Origin of the sequence: Faecalicatena orotica, assembly GCF_003149245.1 — a bacterium.
GTDB lineage: Bacteria > Bacillota > Clostridia > Lachnospirales > Lachnospiraceae > Faecalicatena_A > Faecalicatena_A orotica.
The window spans coordinates 1-20,159 of the sequence record NZ_QGDL01000013.1 but is presented as its reverse complement, the minus strand read 5'-3'; the positions used below and the strand labels follow the sequence as shown (position 1 = coordinate 20,159).

The 20,159-nt window shown below is 43.7% G+C and carries 12 protein-coding genes and 1 pseudogene; 1 reads left to right on the top strand and 12 read right to left on the bottom strand.

What is annotated here, in order from left to right; genetic code table 11:
• Positions 1-17 precede the first annotated feature (17 nt).
• The 12 genes and pseudogenes from A8806_RS26785 to A8806_RS26670 form a co-directional block, all read right to left on the bottom strand.
• The gene (locus tag A8806_RS26785; RefSeq protein WP_278321129.1) at positions 18-152 is read right to left on the bottom strand and encodes a hypothetical protein; all 135 of its coding nucleotides are present in this window, start codon (positions 150-152) and stop codon (positions 18-20) included.
• Positions 153-156: 4 nt separating this feature from the next.
• A complete protein-coding gene (locus A8806_RS19095; RefSeq protein ID WP_109732767.1) occupies positions 157-2,052 on the bottom strand; it encodes a serine/threonine-protein kinase in 1,896 nt (631 codons plus the stop codon).
• A 972-nt stretch (positions 2,053-3,024) separates the two neighbouring features.
• Positions 3,025-4,407: pseudogene (locus A8806_RS27145) on the bottom strand (Ig-like domain-containing protein); the annotation flags it as partial.
• Positions 4,408-8,461: 4,054 nt separating this feature from the next.
• Positions 8,462-8,947: a hypothetical protein gene (locus A8806_RS19085; RefSeq protein ID WP_109732765.1), complete on the bottom strand. Its 486-nt coding sequence runs from the start codon at positions 8,945-8,947 to the stop codon at positions 8,462-8,464.
• Positions 8,948-8,969: 22 nt separating this feature from the next.
• Positions 8,970-9,512, bottom strand: coding sequence for a hypothetical protein (locus tag A8806_RS19080; protein ID WP_109732764.1), 543 nt, complete (start codon positions 9,510-9,512; stop codon positions 8,970-8,972).
• Positions 9,487-11,244 (bottom strand): serine/threonine-protein kinase, encoded by a 1,758-nt coding sequence (locus A8806_RS19075; RefSeq protein ID WP_109732763.1) that lies wholly within the window; start codon positions 11,242-11,244, stop codon positions 9,487-9,489. The genes A8806_RS19080 and A8806_RS19075 overlap by 26 nt, the downstream gene beginning before the upstream one ends.
• Positions 11,245-11,255: 11 nt before the next feature.
• Positions 11,256-12,038, bottom strand: a complete 783-nt coding sequence (locus A8806_RS19070) for a PP2C family protein-serine/threonine phosphatase (protein ID WP_109732762.1) — start codon at positions 12,036-12,038, stop codon at positions 11,256-11,258.
• Positions 12,039-12,104: 66 nt separating this feature from the next.
• Entirely contained in the window at positions 12,105-13,784 is a 1,680-nt protein-coding gene (locus A8806_RS19065; RefSeq protein ID WP_242996188.1) for a trypsin-like peptidase domain-containing protein, read from the bottom strand.
• A gap of 173 nt (positions 13,785-13,957) precedes the next feature.
• The gene (locus A8806_RS19060) at positions 13,958-15,211 is read right to left on the bottom strand and encodes an Mbeg1-like protein (RefSeq protein WP_109732761.1); all 1,254 of its coding nucleotides are present in this window, start codon (positions 15,209-15,211) and stop codon (positions 13,958-13,960) included.
• Entirely contained in the window at positions 15,208-15,936 is a 729-nt protein-coding gene (locus tag A8806_RS19055) for a hypothetical protein (protein ID WP_146203314.1), read from the bottom strand. The genes A8806_RS19060 and A8806_RS19055 overlap by 4 nt, the downstream gene beginning before the upstream one ends.
• A gap of 491 nt (positions 15,937-16,427) precedes the next feature.
• Positions 16,428-17,963, bottom strand: coding sequence for an RCC1 domain-containing protein (locus tag A8806_RS19050; RefSeq protein ID WP_109732759.1), 1,536 nt, complete (start codon positions 17,961-17,963; stop codon positions 16,428-16,430).
• A gap of 88 nt (positions 17,964-18,051) precedes the next feature.
• The gene (locus tag A8806_RS26670; protein WP_242996197.1) at positions 18,052-18,246 is read right to left on the bottom strand and encodes a phage holin family protein; all 195 of its coding nucleotides are present in this window, start codon (positions 18,244-18,246) and stop codon (positions 18,052-18,054) included.
• Positions 18,247-18,683: 437 nt separating this feature from the next.
• Here A8806_RS26670 and A8806_RS19040 point away from each other — a divergent pair, with 437 nt between their 5' ends.
• Positions 18,684-19,637, top strand: coding sequence for an Rpn family recombination-promoting nuclease/putative transposase (locus A8806_RS19040; RefSeq protein WP_109732758.1), 954 nt, complete (start codon positions 18,684-18,686; stop codon positions 19,635-19,637).
• Positions 19,638-20,159: the final 522 nt, after the last annotated feature.

Sequence of the window (20,159 nt, the reverse complement as noted above, 5' to 3'; positions counted from 1 at the left end):
TCTTCCTCACCTCGTCCTTAGTCATATATCTGATAGGTCTGTTCCCTGATCTGTTTCTTTTTCCGGCCCAGCATCCACTCTGCGAGTACCAGTCCTAACGTGGACAGCAGAAGGATGGCAGCTCCTGTGATCATATACTGTTCGCCGCTCATACCCTTATTCCTCCAGTTCTTTCATAATCTCAGCCAGCGCTTCCATATCCGGGTCTGTCTTCCCGAAAGACCGGTACCGGTGCATGCCGTCCTGAAAACGAAACTTAAGTTCCTCAAGAATATTTTCATAACCCCCCTGTTCCTTCGCCAGATCCAGATAGTTATAACACATCCACATCGGGACCACATAATCCTCATTGTAGACCTGGTTCATCTCGTTTAAGTGTGTATTACTGTCTTTATATTTCCCCATCGCACGCTCTACCAGTGCCAGATTCAGCCGGTCCTCATAACTCGGGCTGCCGTTCCCGTTCAGGCTCTGGTAGCATGCCAGTGCTTTCTGGAGCCATGCATTTTCATTGACTTTCCTGCTCTCTGAGGATGCCGCCTTTACCGCGGACTGCCCCATGTGCCGCAGTACTTCTTTTGAGCCATCCAGCTCTCTGGCCGCTTCCAGTGACGCGACGGCGTTCCCATACTCTTCCCGGCCGTCATAGATCGATGCTTCCAGAAGATATCCGGAAATCAGAAGCTCCCTGTCTGATTCTCTCTCGAACAGCTCTCCCAGTTCCTCCAGCGCGTGCTCGTCATCCTCAGCCATCCGGGATATTTCCGCCTGTATCAGCAGCCGTTCTCCGTCGGATAGGTTCCTGAGCCCGTCTGCTGACTCCATGATCCGTCTGGCTTTTCCAATCTGGCCGCTGCGCACCAGCGCAACAGTATAATCCCTGCATAAACCGCCGTCCTTTGGCATCAGCTCCCATGCTTCCCCGTAACAGGATGCCGCCTCCTCAAAATTTTCCTGCCTGAAGTAGCTCTCTCCAAGCAGGCGGAGGACACCGGCTTTTTTGTCATCATGTTTTCCAAGATACCCTTTATAGGTACGGCTGTTCAAAATTTCCGTCGCCTGCGAGATGATGTCTGTCTCTTCCTGATTTTCTGCTGACACATACAACTGTCTGTATGCCTGCTGCCACTTCTCCACGCTATTTTGCCAGTTTCCATAATAGAGCAGCAGCACCCCGGCCACCACACACAGTATCCATGCAAATACACTCCCTGCCTGAGCGGCCGTATATCCCTTATACAAAGGGTCCATCCTGCTCACATCTGACAGGGCCTTCTTCATCTGCCTCGCCGTCTGGAATCTGGCTGTTCTCTTTTTTCTCAACGCCTTTGCCACCACGGCCCTCAGGCCGTCACTGTAGGGGATTTCCATAGAAAGAATATCCCCGTACTGTTCCCGGTCGGGTGAAGGCAGCTGCCCCGTCATCACTGTGTAAAAAACCGCGCCGAGGCTGTAGATATCCATCCGGGCATCCAAAAGCTGTGTATTCTTTCTTCCATTTAAGATGTCCTGCGCCTTCTGGTACTGTTCCGGCGCGGCAAACCAGGGACTAACTCCCTGAATATCCTTTGAGACTTCCCCATCCAGTGAAATGTTAAAATCAATGAGACATACATTCCCCTGTGACGTAATCATAATGTTGGAGGGTTTGATGTCGCTATGAAGAATCGGCGGGTTCTGCGTGTGCAGATATTCCAGCACCTCGCAGAGCTGTATCAGCCACTGACGGATCACCTGTTCCGGGAAATGGTATCCCTGGTCCAGATACTGCTGCAGGTCCTGTCCTTCCACATATTCCATCACCGTATAAATACTCGTCCCGACAACCAGAAAGTCATATACCTGCGGCAGATAAGAATGGTGCAGGCGCTTCAGGATATCGACTTCCGCACGGCCGTTGATCTGGCCTGCAAAATGGTCCTTGATCTTTTTTACCACAACCCGTTTCTGAAGACGCAGATGATACGCCAGATAGATAATTCCAGTCCCTCCACGGCCTATTTCACGGATGATCTGGTACATCCCGTCCAGAATCTCACCATCTTGAATCATGTCAAGTCCTCTCCTTACTTTTCCAGATGAATGGTTACTGTTCACCCCCTACGGGCGTGCACAGTAACAATGAATGCTCTTAAGATGAAAAACGGCTGCCCAAATCTTTAGATTCAGGCAGCCCGATTCTTTCATACCACCTAGCGGTGGAAGTCATTTCCCGAAGTAACTATTTTACTTTTCAGCTGGTTTCCGGTTCGTCTTCTTTTTCCTTGAAATCAGGATAACGAGTACGGCCACAAGGGCTGCCAGTCCGACAGATGAGCCCACTACTAATGGTGTGTTTCTGTAGAACTGTACCAGAAGGTTTGCTGTAATCAGCACGCGGATTTCAGAGGTCTCGGCTGTATTGCCTGCCGCGTCTGTGGCTAATGCCCTGATCTCCTGCCAGTTACTGGAATCTGTCAGTGAGAACGGAATCTCGCCCTTCTGCTTCAGGATTTCTTTCGCATTGTAGCTCTTTGAGGTATTCTCTTTTCCGTCCACATCTACTTTCAGGCTGTCCATTGCCACATTATCGGCAACAGTGATCGTAATGTCACGGCTGTTCGTCCTGTACTGACCGTCATTCTCTACTCCGGTAATAACTACCGTTGGTTTTGTCTTATCAATTACAAACTCAATATCTGACTCTTTTACTTTATTATTTACTTCATTATTCGCACGGTCCTTCGAATCAATTGTAATATTATAGAGACCTTCCCGTTCGAAGTTGGAAGCTTTCATTGTGTACTGGTAGCTCTTCCATGATGCCTCGTTTCCGCTTTCCTTCACAGTATAATCTTTACCTTTTTCAAGATTTACCAGTTCCCCGTCCAGTCCGTAGGAGATTCCATTGTGGACCAGTGTATCTACATTGATCTCCGTAACAATCAGATCCTGCTCCTGGTTGGAGTAGTACTGATCCAGAAATGCTTTTGTAGCATCGCCGAAGATAAAGTTGGATCCAAAACGGTTTACTGAGAACATGACTGATTTTTCATCTGTATTTCCGGCCATATCCGTCACCTGCGCGGTCAGTGTATATACATCATCCACTGACTCCTTACGCTCGAAGTCTGCCATCTTAATACTCTCGCCGTTCGGGATCGAGGAGCGCGTTCCGCTGACTGTACGCTCGGAATGCTTTGGTCCTTTGATCGTAAGCTTAACCGCGGATGCATCGTAATTTACATCACTGTATTTCACACCCGGCGCTACCACGCCGTTGTTTGCAGACTTATCCTTAATATCAAAGATTTCGATCTCTGGCTTCGTCTGGTCAACCGTAAACTTATCCTGCGTGTAAGCCGTTGCCGGGTTTCCTGCAAGGTCTGTATAGTTGATGGTGAAGGAATAATCTCCGTCCGCAGCGAAATTTATCGTTGCCGTATGGCTGTCGCCGCTCGTTGACCATCCGTTCACTCCCGGTGTACTGATACCCTGTGACTGAAGACTTGCCAAGATTGCTGCCTGTACCTCGGAACCGTTGAAGTTGTGCTCATTCACCGTGATCGTAGCGGTACGCGGCTTGTCGTAGTAGGTTCCATTGGCCGCACTGTTGTTGTCGTATGCCACACTGATTGTCGGGGCGGTCTGGTCGATGGTGAACTCGTCGACCTGTGTGTAATTTGAACGCTTTCCGGCAAGGTCTGTACAGTTTAAGGTCAATGTGTAGTCACCGTCCGCAGCAAATGTCACAGTACATGTATTGGTCGCGTAGTCAGATACCCCTGCATCCGCACTTCTGCTCCACCCGCTGATAGACGGCTGCACCCCGTCTGTGTTGGTTATATCAAACTGTACGGCAGACTCATCAAAGTTTCTTTCGGTTACAGTGACGGTGGCTGTTCTTACCGCATTGTAGTATTTTCCATTGGATGGATTCTCCAGATCGTATTTTACTACAATCGTCGGTACCGTAATATCAATCTTTAACGGAATCACTTCACTCTGATACTCGTTTCCTGAGAAGTCAAGTGCATGAACCTGTACACGTACATCATTACTGTTAAACTGGCTGGCCGGAATCGTAATATTACCACTCCATTCCTGATTTCCCTGTCTTCTGTCCTGACTGTTGTCAAGCAGGGTACTCGTTATGCTCTCCGTAACATTTCCTGTTGCATTGACTGTGTACCAGACTTTTTCCAAACCTGAATATGTGCCGTTTTCTGTCGGATCAGACACATCTACATGCAGCGTCACATCACCGCCAAATACATCATCCTTATACGGTGTACTCAAATTCTGAATATTGATTAATGGCTTCACATCGTCTGCAACTGCACCGTTCGTCGGATATATGAATCTGACATTGCCTGCCCTGTCAATGATCCTTTCGTATACAACATACTGTTCATTCGGCTCAACCATGAATTCCATACTATTGATCCACTTCTCATCTGCAAGGCCCTCAACCTCTGCCTGTGAGATCGGTTCTGCGGTCTTATAATATGCTGTGGACTTCACACCTGCTGTAACATCATCTGAAGTCAGTTCCACTTGATATGCACTGTTTTTAAAAATATTAAACGTAATGACATTCCATACAATATCCCAGAAACTCTGCTTATCAATAGAGATCGTACCGTTTGGCAGCGTCTTGTCTACAGTCAGGTAATGGGGTGCATATACAGCCTCATTTCCCGCAAGGTCCCTGTAAGTAAAACCGAAGGTATAGTTGGCATCCTTTTCAAAGGTAAGATTCGTCTCTGCCGTAATTACATTGTAGGACCAGTTACCGCCGGTCTCTGCAAGCTTCTGATAATCCAGTATTCCATCTGGGGCCTCTGTCCCTTTAGTCACTGAAAAATCGATCTGTTCTGGATCTGTTGAAAATGTTTTTCCGCCCATCCAGAAGTTCTTTTCTGTGATTGTTATCTTTGCATTCACAGTCTGGTTTTTATAAGTTCTATTCTCCGTACCATCCCTATCTGATGTAGTAAATCCTGTGCCGCCTGCCGTATAAATTACATCGATAACAGGCGCCGTGTGGTCAATCGTAAACTCTGTCACTGCAGCGGAATCTTCTGTCCTGCCCGCCCTGTCTTTACAATGTGGGGTAATCGTGTAGTCACCGTCTTCGGCAAACCTTAACTGAAGCTTGCAGACTCTTTTGTCGGTGAAGTCCTTATCCTCGGTTCCTTCCTGCGTATCCTCAATTTTCCGGTCAACCCATTCGATTCCCAGCGCCTCTAATTCATCCAGTGTACATGTAAACTGATTACCATCTTTCACAACATCAAATGTAAGTCCGTCTTTAGCCGGATCTTTTTCAATGTTCCGCTCGGTATACGTAATGGTCATGAGGCTGTCTTTTCCGATTGGATAATATTTTTCATTTTCTGCATCTTCTTTGTTATATGTGACCTTAATTTCAGGATTTACTGTATCGATCTTAATATCCTTTACACAATCTACAACAGGGTCTGCATCTTTAGATGGATCACCTTTTGATGCATTATCATAAACTTCTATCCTCATGGAAACATGATTACTGTTATTCTTATCGGACGTAATCATTCCTTTGAGTGACATCACCGAAAGATCTTTCAAATCCTGAATAGAATATTTATCCTTTTTCAGATCAATGGTATAGGAATTCTGATAGACTGCACCGTTCTTCCCGCCTGCAACCTGCTTGCCGTCACAGGTAACTGTTACCTTAATCTGCCCCAGGCCTGACAGGAAATCTCCCTTATCAGTAACCGTCAGATCATAGGGAACATCACCGTCATAATATGCCTTTTCCTCCATCTCAAGGCTGATCACCGGAAGTTCCTGTTCAATGACCATTCCGTTTGATACATAGACGTCCATGTTGCTCACATTGTCACATGTTCTTACAAAAACGATATAATTATTTTCTATTTCTTCTTTTGAACTGCCGCTCCCTACCGCAATGGTATTCCCGCTTCCCGTCACCCAGTCAGCGCTTGTCAGGCTACTGATCTTTTCCTTAACTGCTGCTTCTGTCAGGTCATCGTCCGTGATATCTTTGCCTGCTTTCCAGATGTAGTACTTCCATTCCTTTACTCCGCTGCCCTCTCCGGAATCATCTTTTTCAGAAATGTCTATCGTTTCCACATAAGTCTTGTTGTCGAATTTACCAAATGTAATGGCAGAAAGAGCCTTTTTTACAACGCCCGCATTTCTAAGGCCAGTAAACTCAACGACCGGAGACTGATTATCCACACGTACGATGTCAAACCGGTTGGCTTTCTCCTCATTATTTGTACCGGATGTACTATACGTGCGTGTCACAGAATCATCCGGCCCCTTCTGCAGCCATATGGAGCCGTCCTGTAAGTTAATGTACTGTACTTCATCTGCATGTTGTGTGAAGGTTATGCCATCATCCGAAGCATTAGTCCTGACTCCGTTTTCACCATACTGGACCATAACCGTCTTATAATAATCCTGATATTCCGATTTTACACCCAGCTTTAAAACTGCGTCTTTGGATACCCAGATTTCTTTCGGGTTTCCGCTGCTGTCTCTTCTCACATCGATCCGTGAATCACTCGATGTCACATCAATATATTTTAGGATATCTCCATCGCTGATCTTCTGTGCTTCCACCTTCAGATTAGCAAGGTTCTGTTCCTTTTCCTCTATCTGATACTCATAATTTTTTCCCGGATTCCCTTTTAATGCATCATCCAAAAGAGCCGGGACAATGATGCTTTTTCTGATTTCTCCTACATTTAAATCACTGCTGTTGAAAGGAGCCCTGAAGGTAATATTGGGAAGTTTTTCTGGCTTGTCTGTACCGATATATCCTGAGTCTCCATCAATCTTACCGTTATTTCCAACCAGTTTAACGAACCCGTCTTTGCTTTCAATCTCCTGCTTTAAATCATCATAGCTTCTTCCATACTGGACAGCTATATCCTTGTTGTCTAATGTCAGATAAACAGGACGTTTCTTAATTGTCACTTGAGTCATTACAGAGTCCGTGTCTGTAAATCCTTTTGTTAGTATATAGTCGGCGTGTCCTGCCGCATCCTTAATGTCATAAGATTTTGAAGCATCTACAGAGTAGTCTTTGTTTTCGCCAGCATCCGCTTCCTCCAGATTTGCGTCGAGTACCACTTTATAGTTATTGTTTTTTGTTAACGAACCTTCGATTTTAAGAGCTGTATCTTCACTGTAAATACGCTCGATACTTTTTGTCCAATTGTCGAATTGATTCAGAGAAGTAATTTCGCTTTGTTTTACGATAACCTTATATTCCAATGGGGTTGTGGCCACGTAATCATTCTGTGCCGCAGCTGTTACCTTAATCACCACACACTTGTCTGTTTCTCCGGCAGTTGCATGGTTTACAGTAACCTTGCCGTCACTGCCTACTGATACAAGGTCCGTATTGCTGGATTCATAAGTAAGAGTTCTTTCCTTTACCGTATCTGGATCAACCGGAACCGTAAATTCCTTCCCGCCCGGGTCCCCGAATGTGACTGTTTTCTCTGTTTTCATTAATTTAAGCGGCACATTCTTCGTAAATGTTCCGATGACCTGATCCACTGTTTTATCCTGATACTTATCACTGTTACGGAATTCTGCACTGACTGTATATGTTCCGCCTAAATATTCATCAGTATTCACGGTATACTCTACGCTATTAGACGGGAGTGTTACGGTCTGAGCAAATACTTGTGCACTGTTTTTTGTAATCTCAAATACAATTTCACCATTCGCATTTCCCAGGTTAGCTCCCTCTAAAGAGCATGTTATTGTTGTCTGATTCTCACGTTCCTCCGGCAGTACTTTGATGGAGATATCTCCAATATCTATTTTGTTAACCTGTACTGAAACGGTGGCGTTTCCACTTCCTTTATTGTTGGAAACGGTAATATCCGTTTGTCCCGCTTTATGTGCTTTGATTGTGAAGCTTCCTTCGCCCGTCTTCGTGACTGATGCGATTGTGGGATCTGCTGGCTCCGCAGAATATTCTGCTCTCTCTACTACATTCTCTACCGCAAATGAAGCGGTACCGTCTGCATCCATTTCAATGTTCGTCTGGCTCACCTGTATGGCTGAAAAAGTCAGCTCAGCAGACACCAGATTTGCATCCTGATTGTTTTCGTCCGGGGTGATTGTCCCCAGATATTCCTCATATCCACTCTTTGTAATCTTGTAGGAATATTCCTCCCCAGCCTCAAGTCCAATGATATACTCCTGTTTATCATTGGGTTGTACGGTCTGCCCATTCCCCTCATCTCCGGTCTTATATACCAGAATATAAGGTTCCGTTATGCTGTTTTTTTCCGTATCTTTTACGATAAATTCGACATCTACCGTAGCAGCGTCTTCCGCACGTACAGTAACAACCGCTTCCGGCAGAATTCCGGAGAATGCCAGCAAAACTGCCAACAGCAGCGCACAGACCCTTTCTTTTAATTCTTTTCCTTTACTTTTCATGTCCTTATCCCTTTCTCTCATCGTGTTTCATGCTTTGATGCCCTTTTTTACAGTTCCATATATATTGATAGATTTTCCCGTTTAATAAAAAGTGTGCATACACTCCGGCCAGTGTCATCAGCAGAAAAAACACTGCAATATACTGGCTTATGGTTACATGGAGTGCACAGTATACCGTTCCTGCTATTGACAGGATCATTACAGTATCCATAACCGCCGCCGGCGGGTTACTGAAAAACCTAAGTGCAGACGGAATCTTCTTTTCGTGAATATTCTCTGTTATCAGTGTTTTTCCCTTTTTATATAAAAACAGATAACCTGTCACTCCAGCTATCAGGCCTGCCCAGAATAAAATTCCGGCTACATAGCCAATCGGACTTAAGTTCCCTTCATCACCTGCTGAAAACGGAACTAGTATCACCATACAGGCAGATATGATAAATGCCGCCAGAATTAGCAAAAAATGTTTTTTTATGCTTGCTGTCCTCATCCTTATCCAACTCCTTTATCTGCTATAAGACCACGTCCGTGTGTACCCACATGGTTTCTTTTATGATTTTGAACGGCCCCGGCAATGTAACCTCCGGCTCTGCCGCCTGCGCCTGTAAATTCTGTGACAGTACAGTCGTCTCTTCTGACTGATACAGAAGAGTGGTCTCCTGAGATCCGTCCCCTCCCAGAGGTTCCGTAATCTGCCCTGACTGCACTCCCACATGAACTGACTCCGGATGCACCCCTGTGCTGCCTTGCGCCCTTGCTTCTGCCTGAACATTCAGATTCGGGGCAGTCACCGGATAGCTTATTCTCTCTTCAGGACTCAATGACGACGGTGTGTGCGAAACCATGTCCTGTCTGAGTTTTCCTGTCTTTGCATTGATCTCTTCCATCTTTTGAATGGTCTTTTTTGCCCCGCGTCCCGTCTTCATGTCTATGATTCCACGGATATTGAACCTGAAAAACAGGACACATGATACTGCGAAAAAAATGCAGGCAAGGATCAGACATACAGTAAACCCGGTATGGTAAATATTAATCATTTTCTCCAGTTCCTGCATCCTTTGTCCCTCCTGTTTTACTATTTATATCCGTCCCCCGGTCTGTGTACGCAATGTTCACCTGTGTTCTTGCCCAGTCAATATTTCCCAGTATTTTTTCCTTCAGATTTTCGATATCTGTCCGGTCACTTTCATTCAGAACGATAATATCTGTCTCCAGTCTGGACTGTGTTTTGTCCAACTGTGCTGTAAGTTCCTCGCTGGTAACACCCGCGGCCTTGAAGCTCAATGGATTCTGCCCGATCTGATAAACCACTTCGTTGTACATAACAAGGGCAGTCTTCACATTATCCATTTCAACAAGGTTCCCGCTGACAAGCTCCGTTAAATCTTTCCAGTAATCTTTATAAGTCGTTGTACTGTCCCCGGCTTTGTTGCTGCTGTGCAGATTGGCATAGTACCCTGCAATCCTTCCGAGCCTTTTTGCACGCTCAACCTTATTACTATCGAGTGTATCGCTGGCTGAAGCGATATCAAACCATGCCTGAGACATCTGCTGGTTTCCGCTTCCCTCATAATAGTAATAATAGGCAAGGCCCATCTGGAAGGCAAAATCGTCATACGCTTCCTTATCCGCTTCCAGATAACTTTCACATGTCCGGTTTCCGCTTCCTTTATACCCAAGGATTTCTGTCATTTTTGCGGCCTCATCCTGTGTAAAATTATCGTCGTCCAGAAATGCTTTGTTCAGCAGATCTATATACCCCTGAGCCTCCCCCGGATTCAGATAAATCGCACTTTTATAATTTTCAATCCGTTCCTCTATCGTTCCGGCAGACACCGCATTTTTTAAATACTGGGTATAACTGCTCTTCGTCGTTGATGTTTCTGCCACTTTGAATCCCACGCATACAGCAAGGGATACGACGGTCAGTATAGAAGTAGCCAGAAACGTCCGCCATTTCCGGTTCTGTTTTACTTTATATTCATGGTCCAGTTCCCCATAATGTTCCAGAGCGTACATCAGCTCGGCACAGGACTGGTAACGGTCATTCGGATTTTTCTGCGTACACTTCAGAATAATCTCTTCCAGCCCGGATGAAAGATTCGGGTTCCACTGGCGGATCGGATACATTTCGTAGGGCGGCATGCACGGGTTATGTCCTGTTATCAGGTGGTACAATGTCGCCCCCAGACAATAGATATCCGTCCTCGCATCTGTCTGCCCCTGCCCACCGAACTGCTCCGGGGCCGCGTACCCCTGTGTTCCGAGACAGGTTGTATCCGCAAGACTGGCTGATTTATATTCTCTTGCGGTACCAAAATCAATAATCATGATATTCCCGTCCGGCTTCAGCATTACGTTCGACGGCTTCATGTCCCTGTATATGATCGGCGGGACTCTGGAGTGCAGATATCCCAGAACATCACAGATCTGTTTTGCCCACTCGATGACTTTTTCCTGCGGCTGCGCCCCTTCCCTGTTCAGGGCTTCACTCAGAGGCTTCCCTTCTATGTAATCCATGACAATCAGGAATGTATCCTCACAGTCAATCACGTCGATGATACTGGGCAGGTTCGGATGGTTCAGTCTCTTTAAAATATCCGTCTCGGCAATCAAATTCTGTTTAACTACCTCGTAATTTGATACTCCGTCTTTTCGTATCTCTTTGATCGCCCAGGGTTTGTTCGCCCGCTCATTCATGGCAAGGTAGACAATGCTCATTCCACCCTGGCCGATCTTATTTAATATTTTGTATTTTCCATCTACGATGGAGCCTATCTCAAGCATCTCTCATTCCTCTAATCCGTTTTTATAATTACTACGGAAATGTTATCGCTTTCTTTTCTCTGCTTATTCAGTTCTGTACAGTAGATTGCAGCATCCCGCATCGATTTTTCATCCGTAAGTAACCGCGGGTTTAATATTTTTACAAATTCTTCATCTGTAATGAGATGGCGGAATCCGTCAGAACAGAGGATGAAAACTTCGTCCTTCTGATACTCTCCCTGATAAAAATCGGGAATCACAACCTGGCTGGCTCCCACACACTGCAGCAGCACATTCCTCTGAGGATGGTTCCTCGCCTCCTCCGGTGTCATGCGCCCCTCGTCCATTTCCTGCTGGACATATGTCTGGTCCCTGGTAATCTGGTGCAGGCTTTCATTCAAAATATAAGTCCGTGAATCTCCCACATTGACAATATAATACTGATGGTCTATCAGCAGCAGGGCCACCAGTGTCGTCCCGCACGGCGCATGAAATCCGGCGCCATAATCTGCAATCCTGTGGTTTACCTGATCGATCAGTTCATTCCAGCTCTTTTGCAGAGAATTGTAATTAATTTCCTTTGCCTGCCTTTCTTCATATAAAATAAAAGGCAGCTCTTTTTCAAACCACTCAGAAAATGCCCTAATCAGAGCAGCACTGGCGACCTCACCCTTTGCAAGGCCGCCCATTCCATCACAGATGACGGAGAGAAGTACCTCCCCGTAATCTGTAGATGCCTGCTTGATTAAGACAGAATCTTGATTGGTATCTTTTTTTATTCCTACATCGCTGTGTGCAATACTTAAAAACCCCATCTAAAGTCTCCTGCCGTATCTGTTCATAAGCTTGAACAGGTACCTTCTGCTTTACTCTTATTTTGCCTATGATAAATGAAATTCAAATTCTTCATCTGATAATTTTAAAACAGACTGATCAGATAATAAGGTTTCCTTATGAGGGCTCAATTGAATCCCGTTTACAAATGTAAAGTTTGTAGCACCCTGGTCGGTTACATAATAATCGGCGCCTTTTTTCACTATCTCACAATGAACACGGCTTACAGAAGTATTATCTGATATACAGTAATTCACCTTTCTTCTTTCTTTTCCGAGCTTAAAGTTCTGTACATTGACTGCAATCTTCTCTCCGTTCTTTTTGCGGATCAGATATGCACTGCCGGCATTGCTCAGCAGTGTTGTCTCTCCTGCCCCTGCGTCGAGCAGCGTCGTTTCCCCTGCCCCTTCCGGCATTGTCTGAGGCTGTGGTGAAGGGCCGGGCTTCGCAAAACTGTCTACTGCACCATATCCGTCATTGCCGTTCATATTTGAAGGAATCGGTCCTGGATTCGGCCTTGGCCCAGATGCCGGTCCCGGGTTCGGAACCTGTGAAGACTTCTTCTTTTTGCCTGACATCACGACTGCCACAATGATAATAACAACCAGTAATACGACTGCGGCAACAATGAAGATAATCATCATCATGTTCGGACCTGATTTTTCCTCAAGATTCGTAATTGCATCGTTCAGGTCATCTGTTGCGCCCTGAATTGCAGCTGCCTCTGCGGAATCGTTTGCCAATACTGCCTCAGCTGCCCCAATACTGTCGTTGAGGGCTTTTACAGATTCTTCTGTACAGTTCTCTGTGTCTGTAGCTTTCGCCTCATCCACTACTGATTGGAGTTCATTCAGGATGGCAGTGTTGTCGGGCTTATCGGTTATCTCTGCTGGATCCACCGGATCTACTGGATCTATCGGTTCTACTGGACCTTGCTGACCCGTTACATAAGGTATTCCGAATGTATCCAGCCCCTTTTTTATGTAATTAATCTGAATGGAATAATTTTTCTTTCCTGCAATAAATGTATTGAGGCCGACTACATTATCATCTTTATCTAAGAGAGGGCCTCCGGAATTTCCAAGGTTCAGCGGCGCTGTATGTTCAATAATATCCACATTGCCTGTAACCGTCAGTTTGGATATCGCTCCTTCAACTGTTGAAACATCATCTTTTGTATTGTAATTTTTTGTGCTGACTGAGTCTGCCGGAAATCCCATTGCATAAACAGTATCTTTAGTCTGTATAGCATCACTGTCTCCAAGTGCAACCGGCTTTCTGTCATAAATCTTTTCCGCAAGCTTTACAGCCGCGAAATCCATATCGGAACTGTTTACACTGTCATGCATAGTTGCAGCGACCTTCATATCACGGTTTACATAAAGATATAATTTGATATGGCTGTCAGTTGCCTGCATATCAGGAATACCGCTTATTTCCCTGAGATCATTGAGTTCGTCCTGATCAAATACTGTAACAACATGCTTATTTGTCAGTACATATTCATCATTAATCAGGAAACATGTTCCGCCCTTATATGGATGGTAAGTTCCGTTATCATCCTCGATTCCGAGTGTCATTAGCATGATACTGTCCCTCGGATCATCCGTCGCAGTCAGATTATTCGTTTCATCCTCTGCCATTACCGGAAGTGTCATCATCAGCATCATGCACAGTGCAACTGCTAATGTTAAAATCCGTCTTGCCTTTTCTCTTAATGTTTTCATAAACTAGCCCTCCTACATGGTTTTTGGGAAATCTCCCATTCTTAATGAACCATTCCTTATCTTATGGTGAATCTCCCGATATGATATGATTATGCTTATCGTATATTTGCCAACCACAAGTTACAATATGTGGCAGCTTTTGTGGACACACTTTTTTCACATATTTTCCATTTTTAGGTATAATTATCCACAATTTTAACTTCATAAGACCGGTAACACTGTGTACAATCCCTTCCGGTCTGGCAGTAAATATCCATTTTCCGTGCATCCTGTTCAATACTGTTTGTTAACCCCCACAGCTTTAACTTTACATATCCGGCCGCAATGGAATCAAAAGCCAGCTCTCTCTGGATCTTTTCCACTCCCTCTTTGATCTCTTTTAAACCGGAACTGATTTCTGCCAGTTCTTCGATCTCCCGGTCCACTGCATATATATTCACCTCGAACTGTGCCTGACAGCCTCCTGAAGAAAGGATATCTGTCCACTGCTTCCACAGGTTTTCAAATCCATCTTTGATGGCGTCAATTGTATTGAATAAAACAGCGGCTGCTCCACCCGTAATCAAAAATAGGGAATAGTCGAGTGCCTCTGACAACGGGGCTGCCAAAGAGGCAAACCAGTCTTTTTTCCCAGATACGGCATTTCCATTTTCATCAAATTTCACAACATTGTATGTGTCATGACGCCAGAGCATGGACTCCAACAGCCCCTTGCCTTTCGGTGTATCCGCCTCTATTGTCCGGAAATCAGATCCCGGAACCCGGTTGAGAAGGCCGCCGCACCAGCTCCACTGATAGTGAGTGATTATCCCCTTTGACTTCCCAATATCATTCGCGTGTGCAATTAAATACTGCTTTGAAAAACCAGGGCCGTCCAGATTTACACACTGGCTGATTTTATTCCTCATCCCGTCCGGCGCCGTGATCGCTGCATGTTCTGCCAGATTTCCTCCCAGTGAATGGCCTGTCAGTCCAAAATTGTCATACTGACCGCCGTACTTCCTGTAAATATCCTCCATATACTTTTGTGCCGTTGCCTGCTGTGGCGTCAGTATACTATTTGCCAGTCCGATATCCGACTGAATCCAGTCCTTCTGGATGTCATCCCAGCTTTCAGACTCACTTCCCCTGAAGGCAACCAGTGCATCGCCGTCCCCACTGTCCAGCAGGCAGGCATACATACCACTGCTGCTTTGGTTATCCCGTATATCCCGAATCTTCCAGTTTCCACACTCCTGACTGACCGGGTTTTCGTTTATCCTGTCAAGAAGCTTCTGGATCGTATCTTTCCTGTCCCCTTCCGCCGCCTCCAGCTCCATATCCAGCAGTTCCCTTACCGTATACTGTCCGGAATCCACTGCATCGCGGTCAAAATCTATGTATGCAATCTGCGATGCTATAATCATCTGAATATCCCGGTAACTCATAACCAATCACCTGCCATTTCACGAAACTGTGTTTCACTCACCTGAATCACCCCGTTTTCAAAAGGCAGTGTGACAGGCTCCGTATGTTCCAGTACCTCGTCAAATTCATAATCCACTTTTGCGGTTTCCGTCAGATAAGTTTGTACTTGTTTTAGCACCTTTTCGTTGGTTATATAGAGCTTTAAATTTCCGCTCATACATTCCAGTCCGGCAAATGTATTTGCAAGTGCCTGATAAGCCTGCGCTATATTTTTTTCTGCCGGATAGTAAATAAGGTACACTGCGAAACGGTTCTTTGTTTTTATGGACATAAAATCCTGCATACTCATGTCTGCCTGAACCGAATCAATGGATTTACTAACCGCCTGTACCTTTACCTGAAGGTACCCTGTAAGGCCGCCCAGATTCCTTTCTATCTGCTCTTCCGCCGCACGGCACACCCTCGACGCCACATATTCGTCTGTAATAAAAGAACCGTCAACCGCCGCCTTTGCCTCAAACAAGATATCCGGGTGTTCGGTGGAAAATGCCAGCACTTCATAATAATCACTCATGCTTTCCTGCCCCAGATACTTTTCGATTTCAAACTCTTCATGGTACTTCTCATTCAGCATTTGAACTGCCTGTGCTTCCTGCTCCTTCCTCTTTGGAACACACGCTGTCAGATCCACTGCTGCAATACTCATTACAATCACCCCCGCTATTATGCTCTTTAACATCTTCATAACTTTTCTTACCTCTGCTTTTCTATGCCCGAAGGGCATGTGTTACGGTAACCTTGAATCATTACTATTCACGGGGCCGTGCACCGCGCTGCACGGCATCCGAGCCAATAAAGTGATGGCCTCGGGCATCTGATCTACGCTTCGCTGCGGTCCGTGCTGAACATGCGCCACTGGCGCATAGCCCCCTCGCCTTTAGGCGACTTAAAATGATACCAGATGCCGTTACTATGCATGGCCTCTGGCCGTGAATAGTAGCCTTGAATCTACTATAAATAATGTTTAATGAAATTTGATCGACTTCTGATAAATGACCCGTTTTACTGATAAACGGCAGATGTGAATGGAGATGAGGAGATTTTTTGACAGATAAATGAGGTTCATACTATGTATAGCAGGAAGATAAGCTGCTTATTCCCCAAAGAGGGCCATCGCTAACACGACAGCCCTCTTTTAGGAATCTAAAAATGGTGAAAATTCTGACTTACTAATTTTTATTCCAGAAATGTTTCAGATTCATAAACACCATTTAATTTATCATTATAAATTACAAAACCATAATATACCCCATCAATTGGTTCCTGACATATATATACATTATTATCTTTAGCTATTAAATCACAACCTGCTTTTTCTTCTATTTCCTCTATTGACATTCCAAAAGTGAACGTTTCATTTCGACTTCCTCCAACTTGCAAATATATTTCAGTTAATTTTTTATTCTGGTTAAAAGCCAAAAAATATTGAGATGAATCAATTTCTATAGAATATTTATTATCAAACGGAATCCACGAGTATGGAATCCCATTTTTATTCAGGATATATTCTACCTCTTTAACACTCATTCTCCATTTTAATTTCTCGAGTACCCTTCGGGTCTCCGGTTCAGAATACTCAGCTAAAGCAACAGGAACAAAGATGTCTGAATAAGTATGCGTTGTTTCAAACTCCAAATCTCCTGTTATGGCGATTGTTTTCTCCTTATCACCAAGTCCTCTGCCGACTGCCATGATTGTTCCATCATTGAGTAATGCAAACGTATTAAAAATGTATGTTGTTTCGCTCTGTGCCCTATCAGGGATTTCATCCTCTTCGCTATTAAAAGTTATTTGTTCCGGCCACACCATTTTAACATTGTCCAGAACTTTTTGTGGCTGTCTCAAATAATCGTCTTTTGATACTGTTGTTCCACACTCTCCAAAGATATTTAATCCCCAAGTATACAACTCGTTAGCTGTACTGATAGCTGCCCCTGTTGTATTTCCTGTTGTCACATATTTACAATCTTCTAATATTTTTTTGGGTGAATGAAATAACATTTTTTTTGGATTTTTATCGTCTTCCTGAACTTTCCAAGACAATTCATCATCTGCATAGTGTTTGTAATCTTCATACTTATTCAGTTTCTGCGTACTATATGTGCTTCGATACTGTCCCCACCACCATACAGTCCCATCCTCTTTTAACGCAACTATTGCTTCCCTTCCAGCCCTGGCGTAAGAAACATCAGACATCAGCAAAACTGGAGATTCTACTTTTACATAGTCTTCTATAGTATATGAAATATTATCACTATACTCCTGCCCAAGCAATCCTAGCATATTTAACCCCATTCCATATAATTCTCCATCAGTAGTAAGATAGATGCAAAAATAACCATTCTCAGAACAGTCCATAGATACAACATCAGAGGCAATTTTTACTGGGACAGAATAAAAAATATCTAAATCATCGTTAATTCCATTTCCCAACTGCCCATACTGATTGTAGCCATATCCCCAAAAATCTGCATTACTATCTATATAATAGTGATTAAAAATGTTTACTTTATTTGTAATATAGTAATTGGATAAATTGAACTTTTTACCTAAATCTACCGTATCTATTGACCTGACCCTGAATGTCGCAGCACTTTGATCCCTATATGACAAATTCATTGTTTTTTGAGCAGATATAAATAATATCAAAACTAATAATAAAATGGATAAAAGTATTATAACAACATATTTCCTTTTAGATTTTTTTAACACAATGTTTTCACCTTCCCTTCTATGAGTTGATAATATAACAATTTAACTGGTAATTATATGTATGGTTTTCTTTTATTCTACTTTTTTTCTAAATATGCAGCAATAAGTTTTTCAATTTTTTTGGTATTGGTATAAAATAAGCGGCATTTTCAATAATGCTTAATGTCTCATTCGTAATATAGAACATAATTATTGTTTCTCTTAAAGGAATCGTCTGAACATCTGTAAAGATAATCGCACCTTCATAATGGTAAACATAATATTGGCGGCTTCCAACGGTCACAAGGCTGACAGCCGCATCTGTTTTCCTTAAATGAAAAGCAAAACTGCTGATCTTTTGTTTTATGCCACAAAGATAGATGGTTCGGTTTGCTTGACATAAGGATTGACATAAAATGCCTAATAACAATGTACAAGAAAATCTGGCATAATTTTAGGACTCCTATTTCGTCATATTGCCTAATTGCTCTTTTCCTTATCCCATGCTATACTCTCATCAGAAACTTCGAAAGGTATTCACCTTTCATTTTTCAATCGGCAGTTCGTCGATTTACCCAATTAATTACCTATTAGAACCGCAGAAAATAAACCAGTACACTACATTTTGAAGGGATACCTGTCTTTTACATATCGGTATTTCGTGATATGATAATAGTATATCAGAAGAACTCCTTACATGTGTACCATTCGTTTTCTGCACAGGAAAGGAGATTTCATTTTATGACCCAAAGCAACTTTATTATGTTACCCACTGTAGACTTTTGTTTCAAGGAACTGATGCAGAACCCCAAAGTCAGGAAAGGCTTTATTTCAGCCCTTCTCAATCTTCCCCCAGAAGACGTCGAAGACACAGTCCTCTTACCCACGTTGCTTTCGAGAGACTCGGCCGATGACAAGCTGGGAATTATGGATGTACGGGTACTGCTAAGAGACGGGACGCAGATGAACATGGAAATGCAGGTCAAATACTTTGAATACTGGGATGAACGCGCCTTGTTCTACCTTAGTAAGATGTTCGACAGCCAGATCCGTAAAGGTGAGTCCTATGAAAAGCTGCAGAAGTGTATCCATGTAAGTATTTTAGACTTCATCCATTTTCCCAATGACAACAAGTGTTACCGCAGAATTCACTTTCGGGATGATCAGACATCACAACTGTATTCCGATAAAATGGAACTTCAGATACTGGAGCTGAAAAAACTGCCTCCTGAGGTTAAGACCGGAGAAGATGTTCTTGCATGGATGAAGTTCTTCAGTAGCAAAAGCAAGGAGGAATTTCAGAATATGGCTAAAACAAACGAATATCTCGATGAAGCTTACAATACATTGCTCAATCTAAGTGCTGACGAGAAGAAACGGCTGGAATATGAAGCCAGAGAAAAGGCATTGAATGATTATAATACCCAGATCAGCAGCGCTGAAAAGAGGGGACTTAAAGCCGGAGAAGAGATGGGACGCAAGGCTGGGGAGGAAATTGGACGCAAGGCCGGCGAAGAGATTGGACGCAAGGCTGGTGAAAAGATTGGAATACGAAAGGGCAAAGAGTTAGGAAAAGAGTTAGGAGTCCAAGAGGCCCGTCAGGTTTTCAAACTATACATGCAGGGCAAGTCTCCCGAAGAAATTGCTGTTCTCTGTAATATCAGTATAAACAAAGTGAGGCAAATATTAGAGTAGTCTCTATCATTTTCAAACGCAAACGTCTTCGAAATCAAAAGACATTTGATCATCAGATTATCATGCTTCGGATATCGTAGTAATTTATAGTTGCCAGTTGTCCTCTGCCCTTGGTAAGAGGATAGCTGGTCCATTAAATTATTTTCACGCGCTTAACAGTAATGGGAAAAATCTAACTCCAATTTCGTCATATTGCCTAATTGTCCTTTCCCTTATCTCATGATATACTCTGACCAAGAAACTTCGAAAGGTATTCACCTTTCATTTTTCGATCGGCAATTCGCCGTTTTACCCAATTAATTACTTATTAGAACCGCAGAAAACAAATACGATCACTGCACTACATTTTGAAGGGATTCCTGTCTTTTACATATCTGTATTTCATGATATGATAATAGTAAATCAGAAGAACTCCTTACATGTGTAACATTCGTTTTCTGCACAGGAAAGGAGATTTCATTTTATGACCCAAAGCAACTTTATTATGTTACCCACTGTAGACTTTTGTTTCAAGGAACTGAT